At 71.0% G+C, this 22,390-nt stretch carries 13 protein-coding genes and 1 pseudogene; 6 read left to right on the top strand and 8 right to left on the bottom strand.

Features of this window, described 5'->3' with window-relative positions; translation table 11 throughout:
- Positions 1 to 21 precede the first annotated feature (21 nt).
- Positions 22 to 2,673, top strand: a complete 2,652-nt coding sequence (gene rph, locus O3597_RS09010; RefSeq protein ID WP_281603817.1) for a rifamycin-inactivating phosphotransferase — start codon at positions 22 to 24, stop codon at positions 2,671 to 2,673.
- Positions 2,674 to 2,710: 37 nt separating this feature from the next.
- Here the strand turns inward: rph and O3597_RS09005 are convergent, their stop codons facing one another.
- A complete protein-coding gene (locus O3597_RS09005) occupies positions 2,711 to 3,436 on the bottom strand; it encodes a DinB family protein (protein ID WP_281603816.1) in 726 nt (241 codons plus the stop codon).
- Positions 3,437 to 3,662: 226 nt separating this feature from the next.
- Between O3597_RS09005 and O3597_RS09000 the strand changes: the two genes are divergently transcribed.
- Together O3597_RS09000 and O3597_RS08995 are read left to right on the top strand one after the other, a co-directional pair.
- Positions 3,663 to 5,753, top strand: coding sequence for a glycoside hydrolase (locus O3597_RS09000; RefSeq protein WP_281603815.1), 2,091 nt, complete (start codon positions 3,663 to 3,665; stop codon positions 5,751 to 5,753).
- A 117-nt stretch (positions 5,754 to 5,870) separates the two neighbouring features.
- Positions 5,871 to 6,827 (top strand): hypothetical protein, encoded by a 957-nt coding sequence (locus O3597_RS08995; RefSeq protein ID WP_281603814.1) that lies wholly within the window; start codon positions 5,871 to 5,873, stop codon positions 6,825 to 6,827.
- A gap of 86 nt (positions 6,828 to 6,913) precedes the next feature.
- Here the strand turns inward: O3597_RS08995 and O3597_RS08990 are convergent, their stop codons facing one another.
- From O3597_RS08990 to O3597_RS08975, 4 genes are all read right to left on the bottom strand, one after another.
- Positions 6,914 to 8,329, bottom strand: coding sequence for a GH1 family beta-glucosidase (locus tag O3597_RS08990; protein WP_281603813.1), 1,416 nt, complete (start codon positions 8,327 to 8,329; stop codon positions 6,914 to 6,916).
- On the bottom strand, positions 8,326 to 9,165 hold the full coding sequence (locus O3597_RS08985) for a carbohydrate ABC transporter permease (RefSeq protein ID WP_281603812.1): 840 nt from the start codon (positions 9,163 to 9,165) through the stop codon (positions 8,326 to 8,328). Before O3597_RS08985 ends, O3597_RS08990 begins: the two co-directional genes overlap by 4 nt.
- Positions 9,158 to 10,135: a sugar ABC transporter permease gene (locus O3597_RS08980; RefSeq protein ID WP_281603811.1), complete on the bottom strand. Its 978-nt coding sequence runs from the start codon at positions 10,133 to 10,135 to the stop codon at positions 9,158 to 9,160. Before O3597_RS08980 ends, O3597_RS08985 begins: the two co-directional genes overlap by 8 nt.
- A gap of 65 nt (positions 10,136 to 10,200) precedes the next feature.
- On the bottom strand, positions 10,201 to 11,496 hold the full coding sequence (locus O3597_RS08975; RefSeq protein WP_216592300.1) for a sugar ABC transporter substrate-binding protein: 1,296 nt from the start codon (positions 11,494 to 11,496) through the stop codon (positions 10,201 to 10,203).
- A gap of 143 nt (positions 11,497 to 11,639) precedes the next feature.
- Here O3597_RS08975 and O3597_RS08970 point away from each other — a divergent pair, with 143 nt between their 5' ends.
- Both O3597_RS08970 and O3597_RS08965 read left to right on the top strand, forming a co-directional pair.
- Positions 11,640 to 12,839, top strand: coding sequence for an ROK family transcriptional regulator (locus tag O3597_RS08970; RefSeq protein ID WP_281603810.1), 1,200 nt, complete (start codon positions 11,640 to 11,642; stop codon positions 12,837 to 12,839).
- A 556-nt stretch (positions 12,840 to 13,395) separates the two neighbouring features.
- Positions 13,396 to 15,620 (top strand): annotated as a pseudogene (locus tag O3597_RS08965) (discoidin domain-containing protein).
- A gap of 58 nt (positions 15,621 to 15,678) precedes the next feature.
- Here the strand turns inward: O3597_RS08965 and O3597_RS08960 are convergent.
- Positions 15,679 to 16,170, bottom strand: a complete 492-nt coding sequence (locus tag O3597_RS08960) for a molybdenum cofactor biosysynthesis protein (RefSeq protein ID WP_281603809.1) — start codon at positions 16,168 to 16,170, stop codon at positions 15,679 to 15,681.
- A gap of 227 nt (positions 16,171 to 16,397) precedes the next feature.
- Between O3597_RS08960 and O3597_RS08955 the strand changes: the two genes are divergently transcribed.
- Positions 16,398 to 17,261, top strand: a complete 864-nt coding sequence (locus O3597_RS08955) for an alpha/beta hydrolase (protein ID WP_281603808.1) — start codon at positions 16,398 to 16,400, stop codon at positions 17,259 to 17,261.
- A 14-nt stretch (positions 17,262 to 17,275) separates the two neighbouring features.
- Here the strand turns inward: O3597_RS08955 and fxsT are convergent, their stop codons facing one another.
- Positions 17,276 to 21,202 carry an FxSxx-COOH system tetratricopeptide repeat protein gene (gene fxsT, locus O3597_RS08950; RefSeq protein ID WP_281603807.1) on the bottom strand — a complete coding sequence of 1,309 codons (3,927 nt, stop codon included), beginning with the start codon at positions 21,200 to 21,202 and terminating at the stop codon, positions 17,276 to 17,278.
- Positions 21,203 to 21,207: 5 nt separating this feature from the next.
- Positions 21,208 to 22,350 (bottom strand): hypothetical protein, encoded by a 1,143-nt coding sequence (locus tag O3597_RS08945; RefSeq protein WP_281603806.1) that lies wholly within the window; start codon positions 22,348 to 22,350, stop codon positions 21,208 to 21,210.
- Positions 22,351 to 22,390 lie beyond the last annotated feature (40 nt).

Here is a 22,390-nt window from a genome sequence, read left to right as displayed (position 1 = left end):
GACGAAGAGACGGGGCACACCGTGCGGGAGCTGACGACGGACGAGACGACCGGGCGGTATGTGTTGAGCCTGCACGACGTCGATGAGACGCGGGTCGACGTCGTAGGCGGTAAGGGGGCGCACCTGGGGGCGTTGTCGCGGATCGACGGCGTCCCCGTGCCGGCCGGCTGCTGCGTCACCACCCACGCCTTCGGGAGGATCATGGCGGAGGTGCCGTCGATCGACGATCGGCTCGATCGGCTGGCCCGGCTGTGCCCGGACGATCGGGATGCCATCCGGGCAGTCAGTGCCGAGATCCGGCACGCCATCCAGGCCACGCCCGTGCCGGCCGACCTGGCGGCGGCGATCAGCGGCTTCGTCGACGAACTCGGCGGGCGGGCCGGGTACGCCGTCCGGTCCAGCGCGACCGCCGAGGACCTGCCAACGGCCTCCTTCGCCGGCCAGCACGACACGTACCTGAACGTGGTGGGTACGAACGCGGTCGTCGAGCACGTCCGCCGGTGCTGGGGGTCGCTGTTCAGCGAGCGGGCGGTGACCTACCGGCAGCGCAACGGCGTCGACCACCATACGGTCCGGATGGCCGTTGTCGTGCAGCGGATGGTCTTCCCGGACGCGGCCGGCATCCTGTTCACCGCCGACCCGGTCACCGGCAACCGGAGGGTCTCCTCCGTGGACGCCAGCTTCGGTCTCGGTGAAGCCCTGGTGTGCGGCCTGGTGAACCCGGACGTGTTCACCGTGCGCGACGGCGAGATCGTCACCCGGACGGTCGCCACCAAGCAGCGGGCCCTGCACGCCCTGCCCGGCGGCGGTACCCGGGAGCAGGCGATCGACCCGCGACGGCGGGAGCAGCCGGCGTTGACGGACACCCAGGTCGTACGACTCGCGCGGCTCGGCCGGCGGATCGAGGCGCACTTCGGCCGCCCGCAGGACATCGAATGGTGCCTGGTGGATGACGCCTTCCAGATCGTGCAGAGTCGGCCCATCACGACGCTGTTCCCCGTCCCGGCCGCCCACGACTGGGACGACCACGTCTACGTCTCGGTCGGCCATCAGCAGATGATGACCGACGCCATGAAGCCGCTTGGGCTGTCGATGTGGCAGTTGACGGCCATGGCCCCGATGCGGGCGGCCGGCGGGAGGCTGTTCGTCGACGTCACCCAACGGCTGGCCTCCCCCGCGACCCGCAGCGCCCTCCTGGAGATCATGGGCAGGGGCGATCCGCTGGTCAGGGACGCACTGGAGACCGTCCTCGACCGCGCCGACGTCAGGTCGACGAGGCCGGAACCGACCGTTGCGACGCGGCCCGACGGAACGGCCGGTGGCCCACCGGCCGCCGGCCCGGCGGTCACTCCGATCGACCCGGATCCGGCCGTGGTCGCCGGGCTGGTCGAGCGCAGCCAAGCCTCCATCGCCGCCCTACGGCGCGAGATCCGGACGAAGACCGGAGCGGCGTTGTTCGACTTCCTGACCAGTGCCTTCGACGAGCACAAACGGGTGCTCAGTGACCCGCTGAGCATGCAGGTGATCATGGCGGGGATGGAGGCCACCTGGTGGCTCAACGACCACCTCCGGGAGTGGCTGGGCGAGAAGAACGCGGTGGACACGCTTACCCTCTCCGCTCCCGGCAACGTGACCTCGGAGATGGGACTGGCGCTGCTCGACGTCGCCGACGTGACCCGCCCGCATCCCGAGGTGGTGGCGTTCCTGCACGGCGTCGAGGACGAGAGTTTTCTCGACGAGTTGCCGAGGCTGCCCGGCGGCACCGAGGCGCGCCAGGCCATCGAGGCGTACCTCGACCGGTACGGCATGCGCTGCGTCGGCGAGATCGACATCACCAGGCCACGGTGGCGCGAACGTCCCACCACCCTGCTGCCGGTGCTGCTGGAACACGTCCGGCACGCCGAGCCGGGTGCCGCCGAGCGTCGTTTCGAGCGGGGACGGCAGGCCGCGGAGCAGAAGGCGCGCGAGGTGCTGTCCCGGCTACGGGCCCTGCCGGACGGGGAACGCAAGGCCGCCGAGACCAAACGGATGATCGACCGGGTCCGGACCTTCGCCGGCTACCGGGAGTACCCGAAGTACGACATCATCAGCCGCTACTTCCTCTACAAGCAGGCCCTGCTGGTCGAGGCCGACCGCCTGGCGCTGGCGCAGGTGATCCGCGAGAGGGAGGACGTCTTCTTCCTCACCTTCGACGAGTTCCGCGACGCCGTGCGCACCAACCAGGTCGACGACCGGCTCATCCGTCAGCGCCGGGACGAGTTCCGGTCGTACCAGGCACTCCGGCCGCCCCGAGTGCTCACCTCGGACGGTGAGGCCGTCGACGGGGCGTACCGGCGCGACGACGTGCCAGCCGGTGCGCTGGTCGGCCTGCCGGTCTCCGCCGGGACCGTGGCAGGACGCGCCCGGGTCATCCTGGACCTGGCCCAGGCCGATCTCGAACCGGGCGACATCCTCGTCACCGTCCACACCGATCCCAGTTGGACGCCCCTGTTCGTCGCCGTCGCCGGCCTGGTGACGGAGGTCGGTGGGCTGATGACCCACGGCGCGGTGATCGCCCGGGAGTACGGCCTGCCAGCCGTGGTAGGGGTGGCAGACGCCACCCGGCTGATCCGCGACGGGCAGCGGATCCGGGTGCACGCCACCGACGGCTACGTGGAGATCCTGTCCCGATAGACGCCTGCCGGGCTCCGGCGGGGCTCGGTACATCGCGTCAGCCGCCGGTCCGGGCAGTGTCGATCGTCATGAGGTCGCGCAGGGCGAAGCGGAGGTGCTCCCACTCCTCACCGATGATCACGTGCAGGCAGCGCAGGACCGACACCTCGGTCTCCGCCGACCAGGGGTTGCGTCGAGGCTCGGCAAGCATCTGCGGGGTGACGGTGGCGAGGAACTCGCGGACCATGGCCTGCCGTTCGGCACGCAGGTCGAGGACCTCGGCCAGCCCCGGCTGCCCCGCGGCGAAGATCGAGGTGTCGAAGCCGTCCATCGCGTACTCGGCGTGCGGCTGCCCGAGCGGGTGGAAGGGCTGAGGAAGGCGCAGCACCGCCTGGCCGAGCCAGACGTCGGCGGCGAAGGCGAGGTGCCGCAGCGTCTGCGCGAAGGACCACTCACCACCGACCGAGGCGTCGACGGTGCCGGCGGGCATCGCGATCGCCCGCTCGACCGCCGCCGCCCAGGCCCGTTCGAGCGCCGCCCACGCCGCCCGCAGTCCCTCCGGATCTTCGGCCCGCCTCAGCTCCCGACCCGGGAACCGCCGGTTCAGCTCGGCCTCGACCAACGGCACGACGTCGACCCCGTTGACCAGCAGCGACCCCTCCGCCAACCAGGGTGCGTCGATGTCGAGCCCCCGCACCTCGACGCCGCGCATCACCGCCCCGGCCAACGTCGACCTGATGAACCGCGCCCCGGCCAGGTCCCGGTCGACGAACTCCTGCACCATCCGGACTCCTCCCGTGAACGAATCGCGGCGAGAGTAGCTCGGAGGTGCGACACCGCCGTCCCAGTCACCGGTCCGGACCGCCGCCCACCTTGCCCGCCGATCCCCGAACCCATAGCCTTGATTCGCCGACGTCAATGGATTACCACCCGCGACGTCGCTGTGGTGTGGCCGGCTTCGTTCCCGCCGGCCGTACCGCCGGGTGGTTGCGGCGGCGGGGGGATCCCTGATGCGACGGACGGTGTGGCGGATCCGGCTGGCCACCGCCCTGATCGCGGCGGGCAGTCTGGTGGTCTCGACAGCGGTGGGCAGCCCCGCGCACCCACCCACCACCACACCCACCGTCATGGTCGACTGGAGCGCCGAGCGGCAGCGGGTCGACGGCTTCGGCGGGTCGTTCGCGTTCCACAAGGCCGGCGGGATCCAACGGCTCGGCGAGCCACTCACCGCCCAGATGCTCGACATGGTCTTCGACGACCGGGCCGGGATCGGCCTGGACATCGTGCGGGTGATGGTCGGCGACGGCGGCGGGTGGGGCGACCAGCTCTACGACGGCCCGACGCAGACGATCGCCCCCGAACCGGGCACCTTCGTCTGGGACCGACCCGACTGGCCCCAGCGCAAGGCCGACTTCGACGCGTACCAGGTCTGGCTGATGCGGCAGGCGCAGGCGCGCGGCGTCGAGACGATCCTCGCCAGCGTGTGGAGCCCGCCGGCGTGGATGAAGCAGAACGACAGCGTGACCTCCTCCGGCCCGTCCGGCCCACCGAACAAGCTCCGACCCGAGATGTACCAGGAGTTCGCGGACTACCTCGCGGAGTACGTGCTCGGCTACGAACGCGAGTTCGGGATCCGGATCACGCACCTGTCACCGACCAACGAACCCGACATCTCCACCGGGTACTCCAGCTGCCAGTGGACCGCCGAGGAACTACGTGTCCTGGTCCGCGACCACCTCGGTCCCACGTTCGCGCGACGGGGCGTGACCGCGAAGATCGTGCTCGGCGAGGGTGTCGGCTTCCACGAGGGGTACGCGCTGCCCGCGATCAGCGACCCGGCGGCGAACCGGTACGTCGACGTGGTGACGGCGCACGGCTACGCCGGGCTGGTCGACGACGCCACCCGGGCCGCACCCACCGCCTTCACCACCTCACACACGCTGGGCAAGACCATCTGGCAGACCGAGTACATGAACCAGGGCGCGCCGCGGGACCGGTTGTTCGTCAACAACACGATCAGCGACGGCCTGCGCTACGCGACCCTGATCGGCAACCTGTTCGACGAGACCCGACTGAGCGGATACTTCTGGTGGTGGCCGGTGGCCAACAACGGCGCGGACGGCTCGGACCTGATCCGCCTGGTCAACACCGGCACCCCGCAGAGCGGCAACCCGACCGAGAACGGCCAGTACCGCATCTTCAAGCGGTACTACACCTTCGGCCAGTACAGCCGCTTCCTCGACCCGGGTGACGTGATGATCGGCGCCACCAGCACCCCGGCACCCGGGGTCACGGTCACCGCCTACAAGGACGAGGCGACGCACGACTTCACGGTCGTCGTGGTCAACAACAACACGGACGACGTCCCGCTGACCGTCGATCTCACCGGCGGCTTCCCGCTGCCGCCGCAGACCGGGCGAGACTGCCAGAAGGGCGGGTGGGCCCACTTCGTCAACCCGACGTTCCGCAACCAGGGTGAGTGCGTCTCCCACGTCGCCGCCGGCAAGGGTCCACGTCCGTCGGTGGTGCCGTACCGCACCTCGGGCAGCGAGAACATGAAGAAGCTTGCCGACATCCGTATCCACGGCGGGTCCTTCCGCACGGACCTCCGTGGCCGCAGCGTCACGACGTTCGTGCCGAAGTGGTCCGAGCTGCCGGCGCTGCCCGACCGCAAGGACGTCTTCTCCACCTATCTGGCCGAGGAGAACGACGGGCAGTCCGCCGGGCTGCGGGTGGCCAGGACGTCCGAGCACGGCAAGGTCGTCACGGGCGTACGCGACGGGAGCCACCTGCGCTGGGCGAACGTCAACTTCGCGGACGGCTCGGCGGCGGGCTTCGCCGACCAGAAGGGTCAACTTCGGCTGCACGCCACCGTGGCCCCGAGGGCCGGCGGTGTCATCGAGGCACGGATCGGCAGCCCGGACGGTCCGCTGGTCGGCTCGACGACCGTGCTGGCGGGGTCCGGCTCCGACTGGGTGACCGCGACGACCTGGATCGACACCGGTCCGCAGGCGGCGAACGGCTTCCACGACCTCTACCTGGTGTTCACCGGCGGTCCCGGCACCCTCTTCACCGTCGACCGCGTCGAGTTCAGCGACTGAGCGCCAGCGGCGGCCGCGCACCGTCTTCAGTAGAGTCTCCGACGGACGGGCCGGTCCGCCGACGGCGTCGTGAGCGCCGCCGGCCAATCGCCTGGCCGTCACAGGGAGAGGTCGGGAATGGTCGACGCAGATCAGCAACGCCGCAGCACCGTGGCGACCGTCCTGGCCAGGGCGCTGCCCGGGACCGCCGCCGACGTGCCGTTGGCGATGGCCCGCGAGATCCTCGACGTCCTGCCCGACCTGCGTCTACTCGACGACGCCCGCGCCGCCCGGGCCACCATGGAGCAGACGATCGAGCGGATTCAGGCGGAGTTGGACCGCAGCCCCTGGACGGTCGAGCTGCCGCCGCCGGGGACCGACCTCAGTGAGGCGTTGCGGGGCGAGGCCCGGCTGTTGCGGCGAAACACCGCGACGCGGACCGGCCCCTATGCCGTCGGATTCGCCGCCGGAAGCGCGGCGTTCCTGCGCTCCCTGGAGGCACGCGCCTCCACCGTGCCCCCGCGGTCGCGCCCGGATCCCGCCGGCGACAGCCCGGCGCCTTCGGTGCCGGACGAACGTCCCAACTCGGTACGGCTCGCCGTCGAGTCACGCGTCGCGAGGCTGCCGGCCGATCCGGCTGCGCGACAGCACGACCGGCGGATCCTCGTCGGCAACGAACTCGTCCGCTACGGTCTCGACACCGGGGTCAACTCGACCGAGCTGGCGTCAACCGTCGCCGATCTCGTGCTGACCGCGCTACCGGAGATCGACACCCTGCCGGAGGCGCTGGACGCCCTGCGGGCCAGTGAGGACGAACTGCTCTCTCGCTGGCAGCGGCTCGCCGAGGAGCAGGCGAACCGTGGGCTCACCCAGCCCGAGATACGCTGGCGCAATGCGCTGGCCGGGGAGCTGCGCCAGCAGGCCGACACCGTGACACCGAACGCCGGGACGACCGACAGCTTCACCATCGGCTTCAGCCTCGCCAATCAGGCCCTGGCCCGCAGGCTACGCGCCCGAGCCGACGAGATCACCGTCCTGCCCGTCCCGATCGACCCCTGGGCGCTGCCGAAACGCCACGACGAGCCCGACTCCTGACCAGCCGGGCGCCGACGGCCGACACACGGGTGCCCCGGGTGCCGCCCGGCGCGGCACCCGGGGCGTCCCGGGCCCCGTCGGCCCGCTTATCCGCGCACCGCGACGGTGTCGGCCGTCGCGGTGCGCCGCTGGTGGGAGCGGATCAGCTCGGCGTAGCGGTGGCCGCTGGCCTTGACCGTCCGCCGTTGGGTGGCGTAGTCGACGTGCACCAGACCGAACCGCTTGTCGTAGCCGTACGCCCATTCGAAGTTGTCCAGCAGCGACCAGGCGAAGTAGCCGGCCAGCGGCACACCCCGGCCGACCGCCGCGGCGCAGGCGGCCAGGTGTCGTTCCAAATGGTCGGTGCGCTCGGTGTCGTCGACCGTGCCGTCGGCGGTGACCACGTCCGGCCAGGCCGAACCGCTCTCGGTGACAAAGATGCGGGCCGGGGCGTACTCCTGGCTCACCTCGACAAGCAGCCGTTCCAGCCCTTCGGGGTGCACCTCCCAGTCCATCGCGGTGTGCGCCGCGCCCGCCACCGGGACCTGCCGGGCGTACGGTGCCGGTCCGTCCGGGTCGTCGGCCGCCACCTGCCGGAAGTAGTAGTTGACACCGAGGAAGTCGGCCGGCGCGGCGATCACCGCGAGGTCGTCGCCGCGTACCGGCGGCTCGACACCGTAGGTGGCGACCATGTCGGCCGGGTAGCCGCGACCGTGCAGCGGGTCCAGCCACCAGCGGTTAACGTGCCCGTCCAGCCGGTGAGCGGCGGCCACGTCGGCAGGGCGATCGCTGGCCGCGTCGATCGGGCTGAGGTTCAGCACCGGGCCGATCGACGCCGGCCGACCGGCGTGGGCCCGGATCGCGGCGGTGGCCAGGCCATGGCCGAGCAGCACGTGGTGCGCGGCTGACACGGCCCGACCAAGATCCCGCTCGCCGGGGGCCATCCGCCCTTCCAGGTGGCCGATCCAGGCGATGCAGAGCGGCTCGTTGACGGTGCACCAGTCGGTCACCCGGTCGCCGAGGCGGGCCGCGACCACCGCGGCGTAGTCGGCGAACGCCTCGGCGGTCTCCCGGCGCGGCCAGCCACCCCGGTCCTGCAACGCCTGCGGCAGGTCCCAGTGGTAGAGGGTGACGTACGGCCGGATACCGGCGGCCAGCAGCCCGTCGGTCAGGCGGTCGTAGAAGTCCAGGCCGGCGGCGTTGACCCGGCCGGCCCCGTCGGGACGGACCCGGGGCCAGGCCACCGAGAAACGGTACGCACCGACACCCAGGCTCCGCATCAGCGCCACATCCTGCGGCCACCGGTGGTAGTGCTCGCAGGCCACCTCCCCGGTGTCGCCGTTGTCGATGGCGCCCGGCCGAGTGCAGAAGGTGTCCCAGATGGAGGGTTTGCGGCCGTCGGCGGTGGCGGCGCCCTCGATCTGGTAGGCCGAGGTGGCGACACCCCAGCGGAAGTCGGGCGGCAGCGTGGACAGGTCCGGCACGGGCGGGTTCTCCTCGGTTCTGGTGGTGGACGGGCTCACTTGACCGCCCCGGCGGTGAGGCCGGCGACGAAGAAACGCTGTAACGCCAGGAACCCGGCGACCACCGGCACGCTCACCACCAGGGAGGCGGCCATCACCTGGTTCCAGTAGACGTTGAACTGGGTGGAGTAGCCCTGCAGTCCGACGGCGAGGGTGCGGCTGTCCTCGTTGGTCAGCACCGAGGCGAACAGCACCTCGCCCCAGGCGGTCATGAAGGCGTACACGGTCACCGCGACCACGCCGGGCACGGCGGCCGGCAGCACCACCTGGAACAGGGTGCGCAGCGGGCCGGCACCGTCGACCTGGGCGGCCTCGTCCAGCCCGCGCGGGATGGAGTCGAAGTAGCCGACCAGCATCCAGATCGAGAACGGCAGCGAGAAGGTGAGGTAGGTGATGATGAGGCCGGTGCGGCTGGCGTAGAGCGCGATGCCGGTGGCGTTGCCGAGGTTGACGTAGATCAGGAACAGCGGCAACAGGAACAGGATGCCGGGGAACATCTGCGTCGACAGCACGGTCACCGAGAAGACCTGCCGGCCCCGGAACCGGTAGCGACTGACCGCGTACGCGGCGAAGATGGCCACGCTGACCGAGAAGATGGCGGCGACGCTGGCCACCAGCAGGCTGTTGAGCAGGTAGCGGCCGAGTGGCACGGTCGACCACATGTCCACGAACGCCTGCAACGTGGGATGTCGGGGCCACCAGGTGAAGGCGCCCTGCACGTCCCGCAAGGGTTTGAGCGCCGAGCTGACCATCGCGTAGAGCGGGACGAGGACGAAGCCGGCGAGCAGGGTCAGCACGATCCGGCGCGACCAGCGTTCGGCGGCGGTCTCACGCATCGTTCCTCCGTCGGTTGGTCAGCAACAGGTATCCGGCGGTGACCAGGAGCAGGAACAGCAGCAGCACCACCGACATGGCCGAGCCGGTGCCGAAGTCCCAGGTCTGGAAGGAGCTGCGGTAGATGTGCAGCGAGATGAGGTCGGCCTCGGCCGGAGCGGAGCCGCCGAAGAGGACGTACGGGGTGTTGAAGTCGTTGAAGGTCCAGAGGAAGAGCACCAGCAGCAGGACCAGGTTGACCGGGCGCAGCATCGGCAGGGTGACCGAGCGCAGCCGCCGCCAGAACCCCGCGCCGTCCATCGCGGCGGCCTCGTACAGCTCGTCCGGGATGTTCTGCAGGCCGGCCATCACGCAGAGGAACGCGAACGGCCAGGTCCGCCAGATCGAGACGATCAGCAGGGCCACGAAGCTGTTGTCGCCGATCAACCAGAAGGGCGGCTCGTCGACCAGGCCCAGTTGGTCGACCAGGACGTGGTTGACCAGGCCGGTGTCGCGCTGGAAGAGGAAGGTCCAGGTGATCACCGCGGTGTAGACCGGCAGCGCGTACGGGGTGAGGAAGAGTGCCCGCAGCACGGCCCGGCCCCGGAACGGTCGTTGCAGCAGCACCGCGGCGGTGGTGCCGAGCATCCAGGACAGGCCCACGGAGAGCACCGTGTAGAGCACGGTGACCCGGAACGAGCGCAGCAGCTCGGCTCCGGCGGCGGAGTCGACGTCGAACACCACCCGGTAGTTGTCCAGCCCGACGAAGGGCGCCCCGGACCAGTCGCGGATGTGGAACTGGGTCAGCTCCAGCAGGCTCATCCAGGCACCGACGAGCATCGGGATCACGTGGATCGCCAGCTCCAGCACCACGGCCGGGGCGAGCAGCAGGTACGGCAGCAGGGACCGGCGGGGGCGGCGGGCGGCGGGTCGGGCCGGCCGGCCGGTGCCGGCGGCCCGGTCGGCGGCGGGTGGCGAGGTGGTGGTGGTCATCGAGGTCCCTTCGCGGGCTGGCCGTGGGAGGGTCGGCGGCACCTCCCACGGCCAGCGGTCCGTGGTCAGCGCATCTGCTGCTGGGCTCGGGTCAGCTTCTCCCGGACGCTGTCCTCGGTGACCGGCCTGCCACTGGCCGCGTCGGCGAAGAGTTCCTTGATGGCGGTGCCGACGAGCGTCTCGAAGGTGCTCTCCTCGGGCACCTGCGGCAGCGGTGCCGCGGTGGTGGCCAGGGTCTGCGCGAGCACCTTCTGTTCGTCGGCGGCGAAGGCGGGATCGGCGGCGACGGTGCCGACCGCCGGCAGCGAGCCGTACGTCTTGTTCAACGTGACCTGCTCGGTGTCGCTGGTCATGAACTTGACGAACTCCAACGCCCCGTCGAGGTTCTTGGTGTGCTTGAACACCGCGATGTTGATCCCGGCGACCATGCTGTTGACCTGTTTGCCACCGGCCGGTGGGTTGGCCAGGAACGGCACCGGGGCCACCCCGTAGGCGTCGGCCGCCATGCTCTGTGACTTGAGGTTCGCGCCGGCGGCCTGCCAGAGCAGCATCGCGGCCTTGCCGTTGGCGAAGTCGGAGACGGACTGGTTCTGCGCGTACTCGGCGTTGCTCGGGTTGACGATCTTGTCGACGGCCATCAGGTCGACGTAGCGCTTGACGGCGGCGACGTTCTGCGGGGTGTCGAAGGTCGGCTTACCGGCGGCGTCGAACCACTCCCCGCCGTACTGCTGAGCGAAGGTGAAGGCGTGGTGGGCGTTCTCCGACGGGTTGGCGCCCTCCACGGCGAGGCCCCACGTGCCGTCGCCGGTGAGCTTGCGGCCGACCTCGGCCATCTCCTCCCAGGTGGTGGGCGGGGCGGTGATGCCGGCGTCGGCGAAGGACTGCTTGTTGTAGTACAGCGCGTAGGCGAGGCTGTAGAGCGGCACGGCGGCCGGCGGCTTGTCGGGTGCTCCGGCGGCGGCGAGCGCGGCCGGGACGAACCGGTCCTTGCCACCGACCTTGTCGAGGGTGGCGTCGTCGAACTCGACGAGCGCGCCGGTGGCCTGCAGCGAGGCCGACCAGGTGTTGCCGATGTTCACCACGTCCGGGCCCTGCCCGGTGGTGGCGGCGGCCAGCAGTCGGTTGAGCAGGTCGGACCAGGGCACGACCTCGACGTTGACCTTGATGCCGGTCTGCTGTTCGAACTTGTCCAGCTCGGGCTGGAGGATCTCCTTGTCGGCCTCCAAACTGGCGCCCTGATTGCTGGCCCAGTACGTGAGGGTCGTGCCGCCGTCGCCCGGCTCGTCGCCGGAGCCGCAGGCGGTCAGCGACGCGGCGGCCAGGACGGTGGCGGTGAGCATCGCGAGGTGTCGTCTCGACACGAGCTGCCCCTTCGGTCTCAGAGTGGTGGTGGGGGGAGTTACATCACGGCTTAATTAATTTCGTCATTAAAATGGTTCGGCGGGGGGTCGTCAAGCACGGGGTCGTACAGTCGCCGGGGGCGGCCGACGGGATGAGGTGACACGTGGAGCTGGCGCGGGCGACGAACCGCAGCGTCCGGTTACGCAACCGGTCGGCCCTGCTGTCCCGGATCTTCCTCGACGGCCCGCTGACCCGGCAGGACCTCGTCCGGGGCACCGGGCTCAGCCAGCCGGCGGTCAGCAACGTGGTCGGCGACCTGATCGACGAGGGCCTGGTGATGGAGGCCGGCGCCGCCGAGTCCGACGGTGGCCGGCCGAGCATGATGCTGCGGGTGGCACCGCGCCACGCCGTCGTGGTCGGCGTCGACGTGGGCGAGACGCGGGTACGCGTCGAACTGTTCGACCTCACGATGACCGTGCTGGGCAGCGTCGAGTACCCGTTGGAACACAACGGCACCGAGCCGGCGACGGTGGCCGGGCACGTGCTGGCCGGCCTCGACCGGGTGCTGGCCGACGCCGGGATCACCCGGTCCGAGGTGCTCGGCGTCGGCATCGGCGTCTCCGGGGTGGTCGAACAGGGCACCCACGCGATCGTGGACGCACAGACCCTGGGCTGGCACCGGGTGCCGCTGCAACGGCTGATCGCCGAGGGCACCGACCTGCCGCTGCACCTCGACAACGGCGCGAAGACCCTCGGCCAGGCGGAGATGTGGTTCGGCGCCGGGCGGGGTGCCCGGCACGCCGTGTTCGCCCTGGTGGGATCGGGCGTCGGCGCGGCCGTGGTGACCAACGGCGTCACCTACCGGGGCGCCTCCAGCAGCGCCGGCGAATGGGGTCACACCACCCTGGTGTACGGCGGCCGGCCCTGCCGCTGCGGCGCTCGCGGCTGCCTGGAGGCGTACGTCGGGGCCGAGGCGGTCATCGACCGTTACCGGGAGGCCCGACGCGGCCGACCGGTGCCCGGCGAGGACGAGGAGTCCCAGCTCGGCGCGCTGGTGGCGGCGGCGGAGAAATCGGCGACCGCGCGCCGGATCCTCGACGAGACCGCCGACTACCTGGGCGCCGGTGTGGCCAACCTGATCAACCTGTTCAACCCGGAGCGGGTGGTGCTCGGCGGCTGGGCCGCGATGGCGCTGGGCGGACTGCTGCCCGCCATCCGCGCGGCCGCCGGCCGCCAGGCCCTGCGCGCGCCGTACGCGCAGGCCACCATCGAGCTGGGCCGGCTCGGCGTCGACGCGGTCGCGCTCGGCGCCGCCACCCTCCCCATCGCCCGCCTGCTCGCCAACGGCGGCACCCGCCGCTGACGGAGACCCTCACGGCCGCAGGCCCCGGACACCCGGCAGGCCCGCTCGTCTCCGCCTCGGCCGGAACGTCATACGACGGCAGCCCTCCCCCGCGGGCACTTCTTCCCGCGCGGGAATCCCGGCGACCCGGTCCGCCGAGCCGTCACCCTCGGCGACATCACGTCCGACCGGCCAGCTACCCACGGCACGCTTTGCTCTGCTTCAACCGACGCAACGGTCACGCTCCGTGGCGCTACGCGGTCGAGCGGCGCCTTACCTCCAAGGCGCTACCGCTGCTCAACGGCTATTGCGTGGGTTGAAGCAGAGCAAAGCGTGGCGAGTGCAGTTGGAGAGGGCGGCCGAAGGCGACACGCTCAGTGAGGTCCACCCAGTGTCATCGACAGGGCGAATGCAGATCGATGTCTTGACGGCGACGCAACGTCGCCGCAACACTCTTCGGCAAGCGCGCTCCCCGCACAGCGGTGCCAACCCGGCGGCATCATCGTGCGGCAGCGTCAGCCGTCCCGAATCCCCGTCGCGCCCGTCGTCAGCAGCCCCTCGACCGACAGGCGACGTCATGACACCATCCGTTTCCCTCGTACCAACCGCGCCAGGCCGCAGACCGCGCACCCGCAGCCTGCTCACCGGCCTCGCGGTGGCTCTGGCCGCCGCGCTGGTTCCGACCGTCGGCGCGGTGCCCGCCCAGGCCGCGCCGGTCCTGCTCTCCCAGGGCAGGCCGGTCACCGCGTCCTCCACCGAAGGCGGCGCCTTCCCCGCCTCGGCGGCCGTCGACGGCAACACCGGCACCCGCTGGTCCAGCGCCTTCAGCGACCCCCAGTGGCTCCGAGTCGACCTGGGCAGCCGCGCCACCATCACCGGCGTCACCCTGCGCTGGGAGGCCGCGTACGCCCGGGCCTTCCAGATCCAGACCTCAGACGACGGCACCGCCTGGACCACCATCCACAACACCACGAACGGCGGCGGCGGAACCCAGACGCTGACCGTCACCGGCAGCGGCCGCTACGTCCGGATGTACGGCACCCAGCGGGGCACCGGCTACGGCTACTCGCTGTGGGAGTTCCAGGTCTTCGGCGAGTTCGGCGGTGGCGGACCGGGTGACCCGGTCGAACCGACCGATCCACGGAACCCGAACTTCGGCCCGAACACCTACGTGTTCGATCCCGCCACTCCCACCGCACCATCCAGAGCCGGCTCAATACCATCTTCAGCCAGCAGGAGACCAACCAGTTCGGCCCGCAGCGGTACGCCGTGCTGTTCAAGCCGGGCAACTACACCGCCGACGTCAACCTCGGCTTCTTCACCCAGGTCGCCGGGCTCGGCATGTCCCCCGACGACGTCAACCTCAACGGGCACGTCCGCGCCGAGGCGGCCTGGTTCGGCGGCAACGCCACGCAGAACTTCTGGCGAGCCGCGGAGAACCTGTCGGTGACCCTGCCCGCCGGAACGGTCGTCGAGCGGTGGGCGGTGTCGCAGGCCGCGCCGTACCGGCGGATGCACCTGCGTGGCGGGCAGAACCAGATCCAGCTCTGGGACGGATACACCGGCTGGTCCAGCGGCGGACTGATGGCCGACACCCGCATCGACGGGCTGGTGGTCTCCGGCTCGCAGCAGCAGTGGTACTCCCGCAACAGCGAGTTCGGCAACGGGTGGACCGGCTCGGTGTGGAACATGGTGTTCCAGGGGGTGGCCGGCGCGCCGACGCCGAACTTCCCGAACCCGTCGCACACCGTCATCCCGACCACACCGCTGGTGCGGGAGAAGCCCTTCCTCTACGTCGACGGCACCGGCGAGTACCGGGTCTTCGTGCCGGCGCTGCGCGCCAACTCCGCCGGCACCAGCTGGTACAACAAGACCCCGGCCGGCTCGTCGATCTCGCTCGCCGACTTCTTCGTCGTCCGGCCGGGCACCTCGGCGGCGACCATCAACAACGCCCTGGCCCAGGGCCGGCACCTGCTGTTCACACCCGGCGTGCACCGGGTCACCGAGCCGATCCAGGTCAACCGGGCCAACACCGTCGTCCTCGGCCTCGGGCTGGCCACCATCCAGGCCGACAACGGGACCGTGGCGATGCGGGTCGCCGACGTCGACGGGGTCAAGGTCGCCGGCATCATGTTCGAGGCCGGCGCCGTCAGCTCCCCGGTGCTGATGGAGGTCGGCCCCACCGGCTCCACGGCCAGCCACGCCGCCAACCCCACCTCGCTGCACGACGTCTTCTTCCGCATCGGCGGGCCGGGCGTCGGCCGGGCCGCCACCAGCCTGGTGGTCAACAGCGACAACGTCATCGGCGACCACATGTGGCTGTGGCGGGCCGACCACGGCGACGGCGTCGGCTGGACGGTCAACACCGCCGACACCGGACTGATCGTCAACGGCGACGACGTCACCATGTACGGCCTCTTCGTCGAGCACTACCAGAAGTACCAGACCATCTGGAACGGCAACGGCGGGCGGACGTACTTCTACCAGAACGAGCTGCCGTACGACCCGCCCAACCAGGCGGCCTGGATGAACGGCTCGACCCGGGGCTACGCCGCGTACAAGGTGGCCAATTCGGTGACCAGTCACCAGGCGTGGGGGCTGGGCAGTTACGCCTACTTCAACGTCGATCCATCGGTGGTCGCCGAGCGGTCGTTCGAGGTGCCGAACAATCCGAACGTGCGGTTCACCAACATGGTGACCGTGTCTCTCGGTGGTGTCGGCACAATCAACCGGATGATCAACAATGTCGGCAACACGGTCAACGCCAGCAACCAGGTGTCCTACCTGACCGCGTACCCGTAGACCGATCGACGCGGGTCCGGCCGGTCACACCGGCCGGACCCGGCGCCCGCGGCCCGGCTCAGCTGGGCCGGGTCGGGTCGTCAGCGACGGTCACGTCGACCGGGCCCACCCGCAGGAGGCCGTCGGTGAGCGGGGTGCAGCGGACACCGCCCCGGCCGCGCAGGCCGCGCCACGTGCCCGGCCCGACGGTCACGTCCATCCAGGCGCACGGGTGTGCCGCCCGGTTCAGCCGCAGCCGCACCGGCCCCTGACCCGAGTCGAGCACCAGCACCGAGCCGACCAGGTCGTCCACGGGGATCCCGCTGGTCAGAATGTTGCGCCGGACCTGAGCCAGGCCGGCCCCCGGTGGCAACGACTCGGCCGCGATGACGGTGACGCTGGCCTGCCGGTGCGCGGCCTTGCCGAAGTACCGGTCCCCGACGATGCCCAGCTCGGCCCGGAGCTGGATCTCGTCGACCAGCTCGTCGGCCGGTGCCGGCTCCGGTCCGTCCGCCGGGCGGCCCACGAACCGGTGTACGGGTGAGGCCAGCAACTGGACGATCTCCGGCATGTCCCGACTCTAGGCCGGACGCCGCGTCGCCGACGCCTGGTCGCGTCACGGACACGACCATCGATGCACAATGCATGACCGCCGGTCGATGTTTCGGGTGTCGGATGGCCGGGCGGACTGACACCGCGGGCTACCCTGTTCCTGACGACATCGACGGCTGCGACCTGGGCGCCGCCGGGTATCGCGGTCCCCGACGATTGGAAGGGGGAACGAGCCTGGCAACGGAGGTGCGGTTCACGAGCGGTGCCGGCGGTCGCCGGCTGACTGTGGAGATCACCGGCAAGCCAGACGGGGTACCCATCTTCCTGCTGCACGGCACCCCGGGCAGCCGCAGCGGCCCGAAGCCACGAAGCGGAGTTCTGTACCGGTACGGCATCCGGCTGATCAGCTACGACCGGCCCGGCTACGGCGGCTCCACCCCCCGCCCCGGACGTACCGTCGCCGACGCGGCCGAGGACATCGCCGCGATCGCGGCGGACCTGGACATCTACCGGTTCTCCGTGGTCGGACGCTCCGGCGGCGGACCACACGCGCTGGCCTGCGCGGCGCTGCTGCCCCACGCGGTCACCCGGACAGCGGTGCTCGTGGGCTTCGCCAGACCCGACGTCGCCGATCTCGAATGGTTCGGCGGGATGGCGGCCAGCAACGTGCGGGACTTCACCGCCGCCACCGACGATCGGCTCCGGCTGACGGAGCGGCTGCGGGCACAGGCCGCGCGGACCCGGCGCGACCCGGAGAGTCTGCTGACCCAGTTGGAGACGGACATGACCTGGCCGGACCGGCGCGTCGTGCGGGATCTGGCCATCCGACGCCTGATCGCCCAGGCGTACCGAGAGGCGCTGCGCAGCGGCCCGCAGGGGTGGATCGACGACGTGCTGGCGCTACGGCAGGACTGGGGATTCAACCTGTCGGCGATCACCGCGCCGGTCCGGCTGTGGCACGGCGAACAGGACACCTTCGCGCCGGTGAGCCACACCATGTGGCTCGCCCGGCAGATCCACACCGCGCAGGTCGACGTCCAGCCGGGCGCCGCCCACTTCGGTGCCGTCGAGATCCTGCCCGAGATGCTGGAGTGGCTGTCGAACTGGTGAGCCGGACACCCGCCTCAGAACGGGTGCGGGTCGATGACCCGGCGGACCGGACGTCCCCGTTTCAGCTCCGCCACCGACGGGTGGTTGCCGCCGATCCTGGCCACCACGGCCTCGACGGCCTCGTCGACCTGCGCCTGATGGTCCACACCGTGCAGCCGACGCTGGATGAGGGCGTGGTTCGCCCGGCACCGCAGGGTGTGCGGATGTGCCGGCCCGAGCAGGTCCGTCAGCAGATCGGCGGCGGCACTCAACAGGGCGAGCGCCTCGGTAGGCTCATGCAGGTCGGCCTCGATGACCGCCACATTGATCTGGGCGGCCACGGTGTACGGGTGTCGATCGCCGAGGACCGCCCCGAGCCCCTCCCACGCCTGCCGAGCCGGCGACCGGGCCGCGTCGACGTCGCCGCCGGCCCGCACCGCCGCGGCATGGTTGTTCAGGCACACCAGGCTGTGCGGGTGCCGGTCACCGAGCTGCCGGGCGTACGCGTCGCGCACGGCGCTGGTCTCGGTCTCCGCCTGCTCCCAGTCCCCCAGTTCCAGCAGGGTCACCGAACGGCTCAGCCGGCAGGCGAGCGTCTCCGGGTGATCCGGCCCGAGGATCTCCGCCAGTCGGTGGTAGGCCACCTCCAACAGGTCACCCGCCTGGCGGGTACGGCCGGCGCTGCGCAGCGACACGGCCAGGTTGGCGTTGGCGTCGTACACGAAGCGGGCGTCCTCCCCCATTACCGTGACGTAGACGTCCCGCACGTGGGTCAGCAACTCGACGGAGCGTTCGTAGTGCCCGGCGTCGCGCAGATCCCGCCCGAGAGACGTGGCGGACTGCAGCGTGCTGAGATTGTCCTCGCCGAGCAGGTGCCGGCGTCGTTCGTAGACCTCCTGGTCCAGCCGCAACGCCTCGGTCACGTCACCCATCAGTCGCCGCGAGACCGCCAGGTTGCTCAGGGCGTTGAGGGTACGCGCATGGTCGTCACCGAACTCCCGGCGCCAGGCGTGGTAGGTGTCGATGTCGCGCTGGAGCGCCTCCGGGTAGCGTCCGAGCCCACGCAGGTCCCCACCGAGGCTGCCGGCCGTCATCAGCGCGTCGGCGTGGTCGCCGCCGAGGAGGTCGACCTGCTGGGCGTGCACGTCCCGGTCCAGGTCGTAGGACTCCTGGAACGCACCCTTGTCGCGCAGCACGTTCGCCTTGTTGAACCGCAGTTGCAGCAGCTGCACGAGTACCTCGCGGCGCACCGGTTCGGCGAGGTTCCGCCCGAGCGCCTCGGTCCAGGCCGCCTCGACGCGCTCGGCCACCTCCAGCCCGCCGTCGGGGTTGCCGCGCACGAAGAAGTAGCGAACCTGGTCGACGAGCAGTTGCCGGACCGGGGCGAAGTCACAGGTCGTGCCGTCGGAGACCTCGACGTGCGGCCACAGCATCCGGTACTTACGCCACTCGTCCTGCAGATCCACCTCGCCGAGCGTGCGGGCCGCCGACGCGATCAGCAGGTGCACCTGGTGTTTGGCGTCCTCGATCTCCTCCTCGGTCATCCTGGATCGCACCACCGAGTGCAGCAGCCGGTGGATCACGATCCGGGTGCTCTCGCGTTCGGTGCCCTGGCTGTCGTACTCGCTCTGCTGGTCCAGCCGGAGCAGCGCCAACCGCTTGATCTGCTCCACCAGCCTGTTGATCATCAGTCGGCTGGTGACCGTCGGGTCGATGGCCCGCAGGTGCTCGGCCATCGCGGTGCTGTAGACGATGTCGAGCGACACCTCGGGTGCCATCACCGCGCAGAGCTGCAACAGGCGGTAGGCGGCCGGCCGGCGGGTCGCCAACTGGTCCAGCGACAGCCGCCACGCCGCCTCTACCCGGCCGATGTCCGCTTCCGAGCCGAGGGCACCGAGGTCACCCTGCTCGATCGCCGCCAGGTACTCCGACACCGGCGAGTGGGTCTCGACCAGCCACGCCGCGGCGGCGGCCACGGCGATCGGCAGATCCCCCAGCGCCTCGGCGATCCGGTCGGCGTCCCGCTCGCCGAGGTCGGGCAGCAGGCGGCGCAGGTGGTTGACGCTCTCGGCTCGGTCGAACACGTCCACCGGCACCACGTGCGCCTGCTCCAGCCAACCGGGGCCCTGAGAGGTGATGACGACATGCCCAGGGCCGTTGGGCAGCAACTGCTTGATCCGGTCCAGCCGCTCGGCGTTGTCGAAGACCACCAGCCAGCGCAGCCCGCCCTCGCCACGGGACAACGCCTGTTTGACCGTCTGCGCTCCCTCGCGCACGCTGCTGGAGAGATTCATGCCGAGTCGGCGACCGAGATCGTAGAGCCCGCCGTCGACGTCCGCGGCGCCGTCCGCGTCGATCCACCAGACCACGTCGTACGCGCCCCGGAACCGGTGGGCGTACTCGGTGACGAGCTGGGTCTTGCCGAACCCGCCCATGCCCTGCAGCACCACGGGCACGGCGGCGTCGCTCTGGGCGCGCAGCAGCCCGCGCAGCGACGCGAGCAGCCCGTCCCGACCGGTGAAGAGCAGATTGCGTGGCGGCGCCTGGAAGACGGTCTGCGGTCGGCCGGGAAAGCGCGGCGCACCGACCAGGAACTCGGTCTTCGGTGGCGGGAAGCCGACCAGTTGCAGCAGTTGCTCCGCGGCCGGCCGCTCGTCCAGCCGGCCCAGCCGGATGGAGTTGGCGGCGGTCACCGGGAGCACGGTGGACTGGGCCGTGCCGACGTGCACGATCAGCGGCCGGCGCGACGGGCGCATCAGGGCGGCGTTGAGCCCCAGCTCGACCTCCTCCGAGGCAGTGTTGATAACCAGGGGACGAGCGGCCACGGCGATTCCCTCGAGCCGCCCCGCCGGACCCGGGTCGTGCACCTGAACGCCCACCTCACGCAGGATCCAGGAGATCCATTCGGCCCACCCGACACCGGCGATGTCGTACCGCAGCGCCACCTCGGTCTCGCGGACCGCCGCCATCCGCACGAACTGCGCCTTGACCCGCACCCGGTCGGCCTCGTCCATGGTGGGCAGCCGGGTCACCCGGCCCTCGCTGATCACGTCGGTCAGCTTCTCGAACGCACCGAGCAGGTTGCCGGGCGCACCCGAACTGTCCTCGATGGTGGCCAGTGTCTCCTCGTACGCGTAGTAGGCGAGATACGGCACCTGCACCTGGGCCCAGTAGCGCTCCCGTGCCTCGTCACCGAGGTGCGCCGGCAGGCCGTCGAAGCGCTGCCGGGCCACCAGCCGACCGGTGTCCGCCTTGAGCTTCTCGGCCGGGTCGATCCGCATCGCCACCGGCAGCACCCGGATCCGCCGGGGCATCGTCTTGCGGCTGATCGACTGGGCCACCTCGGCGGCACCCTCGATGCCCTGTTCGCTGAGGGTGAAGCAGGCGACCAGGGTGTCCGGCAGGTGCACCGTGCAGATGTCCGCCACGTCGCTGAGCCCGGTACGACTGTCGATGAGGGTGTAGTCGTAGTTGCGCTTCATGTCCGCGCGCAGCGCGTCGAAGAACGCGCCGCCGGCCAGCACCTCGTAGAAGTGGTCCCAGTCGAGCCCGGAGATCGATCGGCTGTAACTGTGGTTGTGCCGGCCCGCGCCGAGGAAGTCGAGCGTTCCGCCCGGTGGCCACCGCCAGTTGATCGAGAAGGCGTGTCGTCGTACGTCGGCGAAGGTCGCGTGCCGTAGCTCCCCGGGCGCGGCCGGGTCGCGACCGGCCGCCTCCTTCGCCGCACCCTCGTAGCCCACCAACATGTCGATCACACCACCGGCGCCACGGAGCATGCCCTCGTGGATGAACGGCCGGTAGAAGCGGTGCAGGCCCGGCGATTCCAGATCCCAGTCGACGACGAGCACACGATTGCCGTTCGCGGCGAGAATCCACGCCGTGTTGGCCAGCGCCATGGTCCGGCCGGTGCCGCCCTTGTAGGAGTAGAACGTGATGATCTGACCGTCCCGGGTGTCCGTCATGTCGGCTACTCCTCCGGATGGCTGTTCGACCGAGGTCGGGGCGGGTACCGGCGTTCCACCAGGTGTTCGTCGTCGAAGTGGCGGACGGCCCGGCCGATCGTGACCGCGATGATGGTGAGTGGATCGTCGGCGGCGGCCATGATGCGGGGTCGAGACGCCCGGTGCCCGACGGCGGCTCGGGCCGGTCGCCCGGCCCACGCGTCGTCCTCGGGAGCCCGGAGGGGTTCGTCGCCGGCTGGCACGATCAACGGCTGCACCCAGGCGGGCAGCGCCCCCAGCAGGCGCCGCACGCTCACCCCGGTCGCCGGGTCGACCCAGACCCGCTCCTCGACCAGCAGCACGGCAGGCCGCCGCCCCAACTGCTCGTACCCGGCGCTCACCTCGACCAGTTGCACGTCGAATCTGGCGCGGTCGACGGTCGCGGCGACCCGCGTCGCGATCTCTCGCAGGCGGTCGGGACCGTCCTGCCGGGCGGCAGGCTGAGCGTCGCCGGACGGATCGAGGTCCGGTGGCACGGCGAGCGTCGCGATCACGAACTCCGGCCGCGTCTGGGCCGGGCGCGGCGGCCAGGGGACGGGTTGAGCGTCGCCCCGCCCCTCGGCCAGCTCGATGATCGAGTCGCCGAGGTACGCGAGCACCCGCTCGTACGCGTCGCGCTCACCGCGCCGGCGACTGAGGGCGATCAGTCCGGTCTCGGCGTACTGCGGCACACCCGGGATGGCCGCGACGGTGTCCTCGCCCGCGCCGCCCGGCGGCACCTCCCACAGCACCGGCAACAGGCGCTGGCCCGGCAGCCGGGAGTGCAGGGTCGCCGGTTGCCGGAGAAAGGCGGCGCGTTCCGTGGCGGCCACCTCGTCGGTGTCGTAGCACTCCGAACGCAGGGCGACGAACACCGCGACCGTGGCCAACGCCCGCTCGACGCGAGCCGCCGACCGGGCCGAGGGGTCGCCGCACGGCCGGAACATCCCGGTCCGCCAGTGTGGCCGCTCCCTCGGCAGCCCACCGACCACCCGGGCCAGGTCCTCGAACACCGTCCGCTCGTAGTAGTCGAGCTCGACGGCGCGGTCCACGGTGGTCGGATGCGCGTGACTGAGAAAGAAGTAGCAGGGCTGCTGCCCGGAAGGCGACTCTGTCTCGTCTGGCGTCATCGAGGCCGCTCCCGAGTGGGAGAGGCTGAGCCGAGTCGCA

Origin of the sequence: Verrucosispora sp. WMMA2044 (assembly GCF_027497155.1) — a bacterium.
GTDB lineage: Bacteria > Actinomycetota > Actinomycetes > Mycobacteriales > Micromonosporaceae > Micromonospora > Micromonospora palythoicola.
The sequence above is the reverse complement of the archived record's forward strand: the minus strand, read 5'-3'. Positions and strand labels throughout refer to the sequence as shown.